Source organism: Sphingomonas sp., assembly GCF_036387535.1.
In the GTDB taxonomy this organism is placed as follows: Bacteria; Pseudomonadota; Alphaproteobacteria; order Sphingomonadales; family Sphingomonadaceae; genus Sphingomonas_R.
Genome location: NZ_DASVTO010000028.1, coordinates 1 through 12,301, shown reverse-complemented (window position 1 = coordinate 12,301; position 12,301 = coordinate 1). Strand labels below are relative to the sequence as shown.

Sequence of the window (12,301 nt, the reverse complement as noted above, 5' to 3'; positions counted from 1 at the left end):
CGCCGACGTGATGCTGGCGGGTGGTGCCGAGGGCGCGATCTGCCCGCTTGGCATTGCCGGGTTCGCGCAGGCCAAGGCGCTGTCGACCCATTTCAACGATACCCCCGAAAAGGGATCGCGCCCGTATGACAAGGACCGCGACGGGTTCGTGATGGGCGAGGGCGCGGGCGTCGTGGTGCTGGAGGAATATGAGCATGCCAAGGCGCGCGGGGCGAAGATCTATGCCGAGGTGATCGGTTACGGCCTGTCGGGCGACGCCTATCATGTCACCGCGCCGCACCCGGAAGGATCGGGCGCATATCGCGCGATGGAGATGGCGTTGAAGAAGGCGGGGCTGGCGCCCGCCGATATCGATTACATCAACGCGCACGGCACATCGACGCCGATGGGTGACGAACTGGAGCTGGGCGCGGTCCGGCGATTGTTCGGCGATGCGATCGACAATGTATCGATGTCGTCGACCAAATCGGCGATCGGGCATCTGCTGGGCGGCGCCGGCGCGGTAGAGGCGATCTTCTGCATCCTGGCCATGCGCGACCAGATCGTGCCGCCGACGTTGAACCTGGATAATCCGTCGGACGGGGTGATGGGCGTCGACCTGGTGCCGCATGTCGCGAAAAAGCGCGCAGTGCGGGCGGTGCTGAACAATTCGTTCGGCTTTGGCGGCACCAACGCGTCGCTGGTGATGGTTCCGGTCCGGGATTGATCGCGGGCGGACCGGCCGAGCGGGGAATGATGGTGGCACGGAAGCGCAAGAAGCCCCCGGTCGGCAGGTGGATCCTGATGCTGGTCATCGTGGCGGGTCTGGCGGTGGTCGGCGGCTGGCTATGGACCACGCGCAGCTGGCACGCCGCCGGCCCGCTGACCCGGGCGACCGACGTGACCATAGCGGAGGGCGCGACGCTGGCCGCGGCCGCCCGCGCGCTGGAAAAGGCGGGTGCGATCGATTCGACCACCGCATTCCTGCGCAAGGTCCGCATGTTCGGAACCGATGCGCCGATCCGCGCGGGTGAATATGAGATCGCGGCGGGGGCGAGCCCGGCCGACATCCTGGGCCTGCTGCAATCGGGCAGGACGCTGCAGCGGCTGGTGACCATTCCGGAGGGAATGCCGTCCGTGCTGGTGCGCGACCGGCTGATGGCGAAACCGTTGCTGACCGGTGACGTGCCGGTGCCGGCGGAAGGATCCGTGCTGCCTGACAGCTACAGCTTCGAACGTGGTGAAACACGGGCGGCGGTACTGAAACGGATGCAGGATGCGATGACACGGACGGTGGATACGCTGTGGCGGACGCGGAAGCCCGGAACGGTGGTCGCGTCGAAGGCGGACGCCGTGACGCTGGCGTCGATCGTGGAGAAGGAAACTGCGCTGGCGGCCGAGCGGCCGATGGTGGCAGCGGTCTATTCCAACCGGCTGCGGACCGGCATGCGGTTGCAGGCCGACCCCACCGTCATCTATCCGATCACGCGCGGTCGGTCGCTGGGTCGGCGGATCCGGCGGTCCGAGCTGAATGCGGTCAACGCCTACAACACCTATGCCATGGCCGGGCTGCCGGCGGGTCCGATCGCCAATCCGGGACGTGGCGCGATCGCGGCGGTGCTGGATCCCGCAAAAAGCGACGCGCTCTATTTCGTGGCGAGCGGCGCGGGGGGGCATGTCTTTGCCCGGACGCTGGCCGAACATAATGCGAATGTGCAGCGTTACTATGCGCTGCGACGCGCGCGGGGCGAGATGTAGCTCATAACCGCAGCCCTTCGGTTTCCGGAAGGCCGCACGCCAAGTTCATGTTCTGCACCGCGGCACCGCCCGCACCCTTGCCGAGATTGTCGAGCGCGGCGACGAGGCGGAGCTGGCCGGCGGCCTCATCGGCATAGACGAAGATTTCGAGCCGGTCGGTCCCGGCCGTTCGTTCGATGTCGAGGACGGACGGCAGATCGGTCGCGACCGAGACCAGCGCCGATGCGGCATAGGCGCCGCGCAACAGATCGCGAACCTGCGCCGCGGTGGTACCGGGGGCGAGATCGTGGAGTGCCAGCGGCACCTCCACCAGCATGCCGCGGTAGCTGCGCGCGACGGCGGGCAGGAAGATCGGGGGGTGGGCGAGCCCGCCCTGGACCTGCATTTCCCGCACATGCTTGTGCCCGAGATGAAGGCCGTAACTGCGGTGGCCGGTGCTGGTCGCCCCATCGGCGGCCGGATCCTCGAACGCTGCGATCATCGCCTTGCCGCCCCCCGAATAGCCGGAGGTCGCCGCGACCGCGAGCATGCGATCGGCGGGCAGCAGGCCGGCGCGGACCAGCGGGCGGACCAGCGCCAGGAACCCGGTCGGATAGCAACCGGGATTGCTGATCCGCGTCGCGGTGGCGAGGGCGGCGGCACGGTCGGGCTCCAGCTCGGCGAACCCATAGGCCCAGCCATCGGCCGTGCGGTGCGCCGTGGACGCGTCGACGATCCGGACGGCCGGATTCTCGACCATCGCGACAGCGTCGCGGGCCGCATCGTCGGGCAGGCACAGGATCACGGCGTCGGCACCGTTCAGCGCATCGGCCCGCGCGACGGCATCCTTGCGCAACGCATCGGGAATGGTGACCAGTGTCACGTCATGCCGATCCGCCAGCCGGTCGCGGATTTCCAGACCGGTGGTGCCGACCGCGCCGTCAATGAACACCTTCGTCGTCATGGCAATCTCCGCCGCGCCAGGATGGGTGTCTCGTGCGTGGTCGCGATCCGGGCGACGACGTCGGCCAGCGGATCGATGGTGACCGCCATCCAGTACGCGTTGGCGTGCACCAGCCGTTCCGCATCGACCATCAACCCGACATGACCCGGAAAGAAGACGAGATCCCCGCGAGTTGCCGGCGTATCGTCGGCCAGCGCCGTGCCGACCGCTGCGCGTTGCTGGTCGCTGTCACGCGGGACCGACCGGCCGCAGCGGGCGAGCGCAAGCTGCACCAGCCCCGAACAGTCGATGCCGCCTGCACCACGCCCGCCCCACAAATAGGGCATGCCGACCAGCGCGCAGGCGACCGTGACGGGATCGTCGGCATGGTCATCCACCGCGGTGCAATGACGGTGATGCACGTAGCCGCCGGCGTCGAGCGCAAGGAACTCGCCCGCGATCCGGCCTGCGATCCGACTGCCGACCGGAAACGTGCCCGCAAGCGGCGCCTTGATGTCGGGCGCGGTGAAAATCAGCGCCGTCGCAGCGGTGACGAGGTGGGTGGCATCCACGCCGGGCGGAGCCAGCGCGGCGGAGCGGACATAGCCGACATAGCCATCGGCCGCGCAATAGCCCCAGCTCCAGTCGCCGCCGATGTCGAGGACACAGAAGCTCTCGCCCGGCAGGAGTTGCGATACCGCCGGCGCATCATGCAGGGCCGCCGCACGGACCATCGTGGCGGCGCCGCGACAGTGCAGCGGCTGGGCACGCGCATAATGCGGCGCGAACAGCCGATCCGCCAAGGCGATGTCGGCGATATCGCGGCGCACGGCCGTGACGCGCGGGTCATGGACGACGGAGGGCCCGGTCAGGCGGAACCGGTCAACCGACCGCGACGGCGCGCTGACGACGTTCGGTGACGGGTTGTTCGGTGATGAGGTTGCCGAAACCTTCAAGAAAATCATTCCCCACAGCCGTGCGTGCCACGAACACGTTCCGCCTGTCGGCTTCGTCCCGTTCGCGGCGGAGATAGCCGAGCGTGCCCAGCGTATTCAAGGCGCGCGTGACGACCGGTTTGGAAACGCCCAGCATCTGGGCAAGGCCACGGACCGTATGCGGGCCGGGCGTAAGATAAACGGCCAGAAGCAGGGCCATCTGCCGGTTGGTCAGATCGGGTTTCCCCGACCGGACATAGCCGACCAACGTATGCATCCAGGAACAAAGCGACGAAATCGGCACTGCACGGCACCTTTTTCCATGATGAACGGGCACAATGGCCGTGTTCCATGAAAACACCCGGGGCCGCGGATCGTTTCATCGGCGATCAGACTATGTTCCCGCTCTGTCCGATGGCGTGGCCCCATACCGCCCCGAAAGATAGGCCCAGGCCGCGCGCAGGCCGAGCGCATCGCCCCCCTTGGGCCGGCCTGGCTTGGCCGACGGGCGCCACGCGAACGTATCGAAATGCGCCCATGGCAGCGATCCAGGCACGAAGCGGTCGAGGAACAGTGCGGCCGTGATCGCACCGGCGAGACCGCCTTCGCCCGCATTGTTGATGTCCGCGATGCCGGATTTCAGCATGTCGAGATAGGGCGCCCACAACGGCATCCGCCACAGCGGGTCCGACGTGGCGGTTCCCGCCGCCAGCAGACCATCGGCAAGCGCATCGTCGTTCGAAAACAGGGCGGGAAGGTCCGGCCCCAGCGCCACCCGCGCCGCGCCGGTCAGCGTGGCGAAATCGATCAGCAGTTCGGGGGCTTCCTCCGCCGCGCGGGTCAGCGCGTCGGCGAGCACCAGCCGCCCCTCGGCATCGGTATTCCCGATCTCGACCGTCAGCCCATTGCGGCTGGTGAGGATGTCGCCGGGTCGGAAGGCGTCGCCGGCGATCGCGTTTTCGACCGCGGGGATCAGCAGGTGGAGCCGGACCGGCAGGCGCGCGCCCATGATGAGCGTCGCCAGTGCCAGGGCATGGGCCGCGCCGCCCATGTCCTTCTTCATCAGCAGCATGCCGGTGCCACCCTTGATGTTGAGGCCGCCGGAGTCGAACACCACGCCCTTGCCGATGATCGCGATGCGCGGATGCGCCGGATCGCCCCACAGCAGTTCGATCATGCGCGGCGCGCGCGGGGTGGCGGCGGCGCGCCCGACGGCGGCGACCATCGGAAAATGACGTTCCAGATCGGCGCCCTGCGTGATGGTGACCGATGCCTGGAACAGTCCCGCCTGCTGATCGACCGCGGCGGCGAGTTCGGCGGGCCCCAGGTCCGAGGCTGGCGTGTCGACGAGATCGCGCACCAGTGCGACCGCGGTCGCAAGCGCCACCGCCGCATCGATCCGCGCCGGATCCGGCGTCAGCAGGATACGTCGCGGCAGCGGATCGGGATCGGAACGATAGCGATCGAAGCGATGCTGCGCCAACAGCCAGCCCAAGGTGGCGGCGCCCGGCGATCCGGTCGCCAGGCGATAGCTTCCCGATGGCAGCCGCGCCGCCAGCGCCGCCAGTGCAAAGGGATCGTTCGCATCGCCGATCCTGGCGACGACCGACCATTCGTCCGGCTTCAGCCCCGGCAGCACGGCCATTTCGCCGGGCCTGCCCTGGAACAGTGCGGCACCGGCGGCGGCGCGCGCCCGTTCCGGTTGCGTGACCAGCCAGTCGTCCAGCCCATCGGCCGAGAGCAGCTGGATGGCATGCGCGGGCTGGCCGCGATCGGGGAGGAGCAGGCTGGCGAAATCGGTCATTGGCAACCATAGGCAGGGACGGCGGCGATCGCCAAGCCCGACGCCCATATCCGGCGGTCCGGCCCAGGTGGTCAGGCTCAGGCGGCCAAGCGCGAGACGAAATCGCCGGTGGTGGTCGACAGACGGGTAAGATGCGCGCCCATCGATTTGAAACCGCTTGCCAGATGATCGATTTCGTCCGCGACGGTTTCGGTTTCCGCCCGGATGGTGGCGATGGTGGCCGACATCGAATCCGCGGCGAGCGCGGTTTCGTCCACCGCGGCGGTGATCATCGTGACGGTACGCGCCTGGGTTTCCATGGCTGCGCGGATGCGCTGGGCAGAGCATTGAACCTCGCCGACCGTGTCGCGGATCGATCCATTGGCATCGACGGTCTGCCGCGTGGCCGACTGGATCGCGGCGATCTTGGCGGCGATGTCGTCGGTCGCGCGCGCCGTCTGCGCCGCGAGGTTCTTGACCTCCGACGCCACGACCGCGAAACCGCGCCCGCTGTCGCCGGCCCGCGCGGCTTCGATCGTCGCGTTGAGCGCGAGCAGGTTGGTCTGGCCCGCAATATCGCGGATGAGCCCGAGGATCGATTCGATTGCCTGTGCGTGGCTGCTCAGCGCTTCCGACACCGACACGGCGGTGGCGGACTGTTCCGCGGCGCGGGTGGCGACCAGGGCGGCCGTCTCGACTTCGCCGCGTGCCTCCTCGATCGCGCGGATCAGGCCGGCCGCCGTCATGGCGGCATCGCGCATGGCGACCGCGGATTGTTCCGCCGCGGCCGCGACTTCGGATGCCTTGCCCAGCATGCCGCGCGTCACGCCCGACGCGCCGCCGGTCTGTTGCGACAGTTCGACCGAATGGCGTAGCGCCCCGTCCAGGATCGATCCGACCGTGTCGCGGAATGTGCCGCCGTCGGCCACGCGGATACGCGCCGCCTCACGTCGCCGGATCTCGCCGATCTGATCGGTGATGATGTCCAGTTCGATGCAGATCAACTTGAAGATGATGCTTCCGACGCGGCGCATTTCCACCGGATCGGGAATGTTCGCCATGATGGCGTCCGCCAGCATGCTGCCATAGCGTTGCATCGACCGGATCCGGAGCGGCACCGGGATGCCGGCCGTATAGGTTTCCGATCCGCCAGCCGCGACCGACGCGATCCATTGCGCATCGATCGGCCGTATGTATCGGCTGGTAATTTCGCGTTCCATCCGCTCCAGCACGACGTGCTCGGCATCGAATGTGACATTGTCCATCTTGTGAAGGGATTCCAGCGATCTCTGCCACGACTGGCGCGTGACGGCGAGGATCGCCGGCGAATGCTGTTCCCAGATCTGGCGCAGGCTGGCGTGAAATTCCCCCCGTGGATCATAGGTCATGATCCGTTCGGCAATCGCCGCCTCGTCCATCAGCAATTCTGCCGACCCTTCGGTCAGAACGAAGCGCCCCGTCACCATCTGCGTATCTTTCCATGCCAATCGCCGGGACCGGTGATAGCGGCCAATGGTAAACGCCGGGTAAGGACGATTTGTCCATGTGCGTCGGGCCGCCGACATGCTTGCAAGACCGCCATGTTCCGGTAAAGGACGCGCATCAATCAGGAAGGCGGACTATGGCGCGCAATCCGGGGCGGCCCCTCTCCCCCCATCTCACCATCTGGAAATGGGGCCCGCATATGCTGGTCTCGATCCTGCACCGCGCAACGGGCGTGGCGATGGCGACGGGTGGCGTGATGTTGCTGGTCTGGTGGCTGGCGGCCGTTGCGACGGGTCCGGAATCCTATGCGACCTTTTCCCGGTGGATGATCGATGCCGAGGGCGCGGGCGGTCTGCCGGAACTGACGACGGTGCTCGCGAAGATCGCGGCGATCGCGATCACCTGGGCGTTCTTCCAGCATATGTCGACGGGTGTCCGCCATCTCGTGCTGGATATCGGCGCGGGCTATGAGCTGAAGACCAACAAGATGTATGCGCAACTGACGATGGTCGTTTCCACCTTCCTCACGATTGCCCTGTGGGGCTGGGCGTTGACGCGATGAACAAGAAGGCGGCGCACTGATGGGTACCGGAACCAATATCGGGCGGGTCCGCGGACTGGGTTCCGCGCATCATGGGGCGATGCACTGGTGGCGCCAGCGGCTGACCGCGGGCAGCAACATCGTGACCGTGATCTGGTTCGTGGTGTCGCTGTTCCGGCTGCCGGCGCTGGACCATGCTTCGGTCGTGACCTGGCTGCACGCGCCGTTCAACGCGGTCATGATGATCCTGCTGGTGGCGTCGGTCTTCTACCATTTCCGCCTGGGCCTGCAGATCGTCATCGAAGATTATCAGCATGAGGGATCGCGCTTCGTCGCCATCGTCCTCCTGAACTTCTACACTATCGCGCTTGCCGCGATCGCCATCTTCTCGATCCTCAAGATCGCTTTCGGAGCCGCCTAATGGCCGAGGCCTACAAGATCATCGATCATGTCTATGACGCCGTCGTGGTGGGGGCCGGGGGTTCCGGGCTGCGCGCGACGATGGGGATCGCTGAATCGGGGCTTAAAACGGCCTGCATCACCAAGGTGTTTCCGACGCGCAGCCACACCGTGGCGGCGCAGGGCGGCATCGCCGCGTCGCTGGGCAATATGGGCCCTGATCACTGGACCTGGCACATGTACGATACCGTGAAGGGATCGGACTGGCTGGGCGACCAGGATGCCATCGAATATCTGTGCCGCGAAGCGCCGGCGGCGGTGTACGAGCTGGAACATGCCGGCGTGCCATTCAGCCGGACCACCGAAGGCAAGATCTATCAGCGCCCGTTTGGCGGGATGATGCAGAATATGGGCGAAGGCCCGCCTGCCCAGCGCACCTGTGCTGCCGCGGACCGCACCGGCCATGCCATGCTGCATTCGCTGTATCAGCAGAGCCTGAAATATGACGCCGATTTCTACATCGAATATTTCGCGCTCGACCTGATCATGGAAGGCGGCGAATGCCGCGGCGTGATCGCGATGTGCATGGAAGACGGCACGATCCACCGGTTCCGCAGCCATGCGGTCGTGCTGGCGACCGGTGGCTATGGTCGCTGCTATTTCTCGGCGACGTCGGCCCACACCTGCACCGGCGACGGCGGCGGCATGGTTCTCCGGGCCGGACTGCCGCTGCAGGACATGGAGTTCGTGCAGTTCCATCCGACCGGCATCTACGGCGCCGGCGTGCTGATCACCGAAGGCGCGCGCGGCGAGGGTGGCTATCTCACCAATTCCGAAGGCGAGCGCTTCATGGAACGCTATGCCCCGTCCGCGAAGGATCTGGCGTCGCGCGATGTCGTATCACGGTCGATGGCGATGGAAATCCGGGAAGGCCGCGGCGTCGGCAAGGACAAGGATCATATCTTCCTGCACCTGGATCATATCGATCCTGCGGTGCTGGCGGAGCGGCTGCCCGGCATCAGCGAGACCGGCAAGGTGTTTGCCGGCGTCGATCTGACGCGTCAGCCGCTGCCGGTGACACCGACCGTGCATTACAACATGGGCGGGATTCCCTGCAATTATCACGGTGAAGTCGTGACGTTGCGGGACGGGAACCCGGATGCCGTGGTCCCCGGCCTGTTCGCCGTGGGCGAGGCCGCATGCGTGTCGGTGCATGGTGCCAATCGGCTGGGATCCAATTCGCTGATCGATCTGGTCGTGTTCGGGCGGGCGACTGGGCATCGGATCAACGAGATCCTGAAGCCCGGCACGCCGCATCAGCCCGCGTCGAAGACGATGGATGATTTCGCGCTGGCGCGCCTGGACAAGTTCCGGAACGCCAAGGGCGGATCGCCGACGGCGTCGATCCGGCTGGAAATGCAGAAGACGATGCAGGCCCATGCCGCGGTATTCCGGGACACCAAGCTGCTGCGCGAAGGCATGGAGAAGATCGACACCATCCATGCGCGCCTGCAGGATGTCGGGATCGTGGATCGTTCGCTCGTCTGGAACACCGACCTGATCGAGACGCTGGAACTCGACAACATGCTGCCGCAGGCGGTGGTGACGGTCCATAGCGCTGCTAATCGTCACGAAAGCCGCGGTGCGCACATGCATGAGGATTATCCGGAGCGTCATGACGACGAGTGGATGAAGCACACGATCAGCTGGTTCGACCAGGGTCGGGTGACGCTCGATTACCGGCCGGTGCATGATTACACGCTGACCGACGACATCGCTTATATCAAGCCGAAGGCGCGCGTTTACTGATCCCTGGGCGGATGGAGACGACGCGATGGCCGAAGGCTTCGAACGCCACCGCCAGCCCTGGACGCAGGACGAGATCCAGAAGCTGCACAGGCTGGCGGCCAAGGGCATGGCGCTGAAGGCGATTGCCAAGGCGCTGACGCGGAGCGAGGAGTCGACCAAGGACCGTGCCAAGGCGGACGGTCTGAAGATTGCGAAGCTGCGATAGGGTTAACGCCGGCGTTCCAGCCGGGGCTGGTTATCGTGGGCTCGGTTCTGTCAGGTAGGGACAGCGTGAGAGCCGGCTCGGGCCCCGCTTCTGCGGTGGCCGTTATCCCTCGCCGATGGGAGTTACCGAACTTTACAGCTTACGCCCTTTTCCGGCGCGGTGGTTGCGGCGTTCAGGCGGGTGAGCGTGGCTTGTTGCAGGCCGTGCGTCCACCATTCCCAACCGGGGCCGATGTAGCGGGCGCCCTTGCTGGCAGGGGCGCTGCGCATCGCGATGGTTTCGGCGCCGATGTGGAGCGCGAGCGTATCGGGATCCAGGAACACTGCGCGCACTTGGCGACCGTCCGCACAGAGTAAGCGCGCGCCCTGGCCAGCGTCGGACGCGGCCGTGGGAGTGACGCCGTCGACCATGTTGCTGGCGGTGGTGACGCCGTCGCCCCCGCAGCCGGCGAGCAGGAGCGCGAGCAGGAAGATCGGCGGCAGGGCGGGTTTCATCGGAAAGGCGGTTCGTTGAAGGCGCGCAGCTTGCGGCTGTGCAGCTGATCGCCGGCCGCCCGCAATTCGTCCATGGTCGCGATGCCGATCCGCAGATGTTCGGAAATCGCACGTTCGTAGAAGCGATTGGCCTGACCCGGGAGCTTGATCTCGCCGTGGATCGGCTTGTCCGACACACAGAGCAACGTCCCATACGGCACGCGGAACCGGTAGCCCTGCGCCGCCAGCGTGGCCGATTCCATATCGATCGCAACCGCGCGGCTTTGATTGAAGCGCAGTGCGGAGCGGGTGTAGCGCAGTTCCCAGTTGCGATCGTCGGTGGTGACGACAGTGCCGGTCCGCAGCCGGGCCTTCAACTGCTCCCGGGTTTCGCCGGACACGATCTCGGCCCCGCGGACCAGGGCCTGCTGGACCTCCGCGATCGGCGGGATCGGGATTTCGGGGGGCAGTACATCGTCCATGACATGGTCGTCGCGCAGATAGGCATGGGCCAGCACATAATCGCCGATCCGCTGGCTGGGGCGCAGCCCGCCACAATGCCCGATCATCAGCCAGGCCTCCGGCCGCATCACGGCGAGATGATCGGTAATCGTCTTGGCGTTCGACGGCCCGACGCCGATGTTGACCAGCGTGATACCGGAACGGTCCGGACCAACCAGATGATAGGCGGGCATCTGATGCTTGCGCCACGCACTGTCGTTGATCGCCAGTTCTGGATCGGCATTTTCGGCAGTCAGTTCGAGGCCGCCCGCGCAGCTGAGCGTGTGCCACGGCCCGCCGCCGGTGACCTGTGCGCAACCCCAGCGAACGAATTCATCGACATAGCGGTGATAGTTGGTGAACAGGATGTAATTCTGAACATGCTGCGTCGGCGTGCCGGTATAATGGCGCAGCCGTGCCAGGCTGAAATCGGTGCGCTGCGCATCGAACAGGGCGAGCGGGTGGGCGGCACCCTCGCCCCCTTCCCACAGGCCGTCCGCGATCTCATCGCCGATATGGGCGAGTTCGTTGGCGGGGAAGATCCGGGCCAGCTCGGTTGCGGCGGCGCTGGAGAGGTCGACATCATGACCGGCATCCAGGACATAGGGGTAAGGGATCTCCTGGCTGCCGCGCGTAGCGATGACATCGGCCCCGTAATCGTCGACCAGCAGGTCGATCTGCCGCGCAAGATATTCGCGGAACAGCGCGGGCTGGGTGATGTTGACGGCGTAATCGCCGGGACGCGTCAGCCGGCCATAGGCGCGGGTCGCATGTGCGCGCGGCGTGGCGCCGTCATAATGCAGTCGCAGTTCGGGATAGCAGAAAGCGCCGGCGGTCCGCGCAGCGTCGTCAGGCCGTTCGCCATGATCAATATAGCGACCAAGCGCGTGCCGCAGCGCGGCGACGGAGGAGCGGTAGATCTGATCGAGTTCATCGACCAGGGCGTAGCTGCGTGTGGAGGCCATCGTCATTCCTAGAGCGCCGGCGACGTGCGTTCAATGGTGCCGTTCGCCCGCCCATCGAGGCGCGGACGAACGGTCCCTGCCTGCTAGAGCTGCGCCAGCAGATGTTCGGCGGAGCTGACATGATAGTCGCCCGGTGCCTCGACATTCAGTTGCGTGACCACGCCGTCGTCGACCAGCATCGAGAAGCGCTGGCCCCGCGTGCCCATGCCGAACCCGGCACCATCCATGGTCAGGCCGAGCGCCGTCACGAAATCGGCATTGCCATCGGCCAGCATGGTGATGCCGTCCGCTCCGCCGTCCTTCGCCCACGCGCCCATCACGAAAGCATCGTTGACCGCGGTTCCGACGATCTCGTCGACGCCCTTCGCCTTCAAAGCGCCGGCCTGTTCGACGAAGCTGGGCAGATGGCGTGCGGAACAGGTGGGCGTGAACGCGCCCGGAACGGAGAACAGCGCGACCTTGCGGCCCTTGAACCAGGTGGCGGCATCAATCTTCTGCGGGCCGTCCGGTGTGACCTTGAACAAAGTGGCGGCTGGGATGCTGTCG

14 protein-coding genes are annotated in these 12,301 nt (G+C 66.3%); 6 read left to right on the top strand and 8 right to left on the bottom strand.

Annotated elements, in window-relative coordinates:
* Both VF649_RS02765 and mltG read left to right on the top strand, forming a co-directional pair.
* On the top strand, positions 1-706 hold a 706-nt coding region (locus VF649_RS02765), incomplete at its 5' end, for a beta-ketoacyl-ACP synthase II (RefSeq protein WP_331010432.1).
* A gap of 29 nt (positions 707-735) precedes the next feature.
* A complete protein-coding gene (gene mltG, locus VF649_RS02760) occupies positions 736-1,737 on the top strand; it encodes an endolytic transglycosylase MltG (RefSeq protein WP_331010431.1) in 1,002 nt (333 codons plus the stop codon).
* Between the two features lies 1 nt (position 1,738).
* Here the strand turns inward: mltG and argC are convergent, their stop codons facing one another.
* From argC to VF649_RS02735, 5 genes are all read right to left on the bottom strand, one after another.
* On the bottom strand, positions 1,739-2,680 hold the full coding sequence (argC, locus tag VF649_RS02755; RefSeq protein WP_331010430.1) for an N-acetyl-gamma-glutamyl-phosphate reductase: 942 nt from the start codon (positions 2,678-2,680) through the stop codon (positions 1,739-1,741).
* Positions 2,677-3,624, bottom strand: a complete 948-nt coding sequence (locus VF649_RS02750; RefSeq protein WP_414713629.1) for a C40 family peptidase — start codon at positions 3,622-3,624, stop codon at positions 2,677-2,679. The genes argC and VF649_RS02750 overlap by 4 nt, the downstream gene beginning before the upstream one ends.
* The gene (locus VF649_RS02745) at positions 3,542-3,871 is read right to left on the bottom strand and encodes a MarR family transcriptional regulator (RefSeq protein ID WP_331010428.1); all 330 of its coding nucleotides are present in this window, start codon (positions 3,869-3,871) and stop codon (positions 3,542-3,544) included. Before VF649_RS02745 ends, VF649_RS02750 begins: the two co-directional genes overlap by 83 nt.
* A gap of 117 nt (positions 3,872-3,988) precedes the next feature.
* Positions 3,989-5,398: a leucyl aminopeptidase family protein gene (locus VF649_RS02740; RefSeq protein WP_331010427.1), complete on the bottom strand. Its 1,410-nt coding sequence runs from the start codon at positions 5,396-5,398 to the stop codon at positions 3,989-3,991.
* Positions 5,399-5,475: 77 nt separating this feature from the next.
* Entirely contained in the window at positions 5,476-6,840 is a 1,365-nt protein-coding gene (locus VF649_RS02735) for a methyl-accepting chemotaxis protein (protein ID WP_331010426.1), read from the bottom strand.
* A gap of 158 nt (positions 6,841-6,998) precedes the next feature.
* Here VF649_RS02735 and sdhC point away from each other — a divergent pair, with 158 nt between their 5' ends.
* From sdhC to VF649_RS02715, 4 genes are read left to right on the top strand one after another with little or no spacing between them, the layout of a single operon-like run.
* A complete protein-coding gene (gene sdhC, locus VF649_RS02730; protein WP_331010425.1) occupies positions 6,999-7,424 on the top strand; it encodes a succinate dehydrogenase, cytochrome b556 subunit in 426 nt (141 codons plus the stop codon).
* Positions 7,425-7,443: 19 nt separating this feature from the next.
* On the top strand, positions 7,444-7,824 hold the full coding sequence (gene sdhD, locus VF649_RS02725; RefSeq protein ID WP_331010424.1) for a succinate dehydrogenase, hydrophobic membrane anchor protein: 381 nt from the start codon (positions 7,444-7,446) through the stop codon (positions 7,822-7,824).
* Positions 7,824-9,611 (top strand): succinate dehydrogenase flavoprotein subunit, encoded by a 1,788-nt coding sequence (gene sdhA / locus VF649_RS02720; protein ID WP_331010423.1) that lies wholly within the window; start codon positions 7,824-7,826, stop codon positions 9,609-9,611. The genes sdhD and sdhA overlap by 1 nt, the downstream gene beginning before the upstream one ends.
* 25 nt (positions 9,612-9,636) lie before the next feature.
* Positions 9,637-9,816, top strand: coding sequence for a hypothetical protein (locus tag VF649_RS02715; RefSeq protein WP_331010422.1), 180 nt, complete (start codon positions 9,637-9,639; stop codon positions 9,814-9,816).
* Positions 9,817-9,938: 122 nt separating this feature from the next.
* Here VF649_RS02715 and VF649_RS02710 read toward each other — a convergent pair whose 3' ends face one another.
* From VF649_RS02710 to VF649_RS02700, 3 genes are all read right to left on the bottom strand, one after another.
* Positions 9,939-10,310 (bottom strand): MliC family protein, encoded by a 372-nt coding sequence (locus VF649_RS02710; RefSeq protein WP_331010421.1) that lies wholly within the window; start codon positions 10,308-10,310, stop codon positions 9,939-9,941.
* Entirely contained in the window at positions 10,307-11,755 is a 1,449-nt protein-coding gene (locus VF649_RS02705; protein ID WP_414713628.1) for an AMP nucleosidase, read from the bottom strand. The genes VF649_RS02710 and VF649_RS02705 overlap by 4 nt, the downstream gene beginning before the upstream one ends.
* A gap of 83 nt (positions 11,756-11,838) precedes the next feature.
* The coding region (locus VF649_RS02700) for a peroxiredoxin (RefSeq protein WP_331010419.1) at positions 11,839-12,301 on the bottom strand (463 nt) is incomplete at its 5' end.

Excerpts from the sequence above, each read along its gene's own strand:
- VF649_RS02740 (WP_331010427.1), bottom strand. The coding sequence starts at position 5,398 with ATGACCGATTTCGCCAGCCTGCTCCTCCCCGATCGCGGCCAGCCCGCG.
- VF649_RS02745 (WP_331010428.1), bottom strand. The coding sequence starts at position 3,871 with ATGCATACGTTGGTCGGCTATGTCCGGTCGGGGAAACCCGATCTGACC.
- VF649_RS02715 (WP_331010422.1), top strand. The coding sequence starts at position 9,637 with ATGGCCGAAGGCTTCGAACGCCACCGCCAGCCCTGGACGCAGGACGAG.
- argC (WP_331010430.1), bottom strand. The coding sequence starts at position 2,680 with ATGACGACGAAGGTGTTCATTGACGGCGCGGTCGGCACCACCGGTCTG.
- VF649_RS02710 (WP_331010421.1), bottom strand. The coding sequence starts at position 10,310 with ATGAAACCCGCCCTGCCGCCGATCTTCCTGCTCGCGCTCCTGCTCGCC.
- VF649_RS02750 (WP_414713629.1), bottom strand. The coding sequence starts at position 3,624 with ATGATTTTCTTGAAGGTTTCGGCAACCTCATCACCGAACAACCCGTCA.
- sdhD (WP_331010424.1), top strand. The coding sequence starts at position 7,444 with ATGGGTACCGGAACCAATATCGGGCGGGTCCGCGGACTGGGTTCCGCG.
- mltG (WP_331010431.1), top strand. The coding sequence starts at position 736 with ATGGTGGCACGGAAGCGCAAGAAGCCCCCGGTCGGCAGGTGGATCCTG.
- sdhA (WP_331010423.1), top strand. The coding sequence starts at position 7,824 with ATGGCCGAGGCCTACAAGATCATCGATCATGTCTATGACGCCGTCGTG.
- sdhC (WP_331010425.1), top strand. The coding sequence starts at position 6,999 with ATGGCGCGCAATCCGGGGCGGCCCCTCTCCCCCCATCTCACCATCTGG.
- VF649_RS02705 (WP_414713628.1), bottom strand. The coding sequence starts at position 11,755 with ATGGCCTCCACACGCAGCTACGCCCTGGTCGATGAACTCGATCAGATC.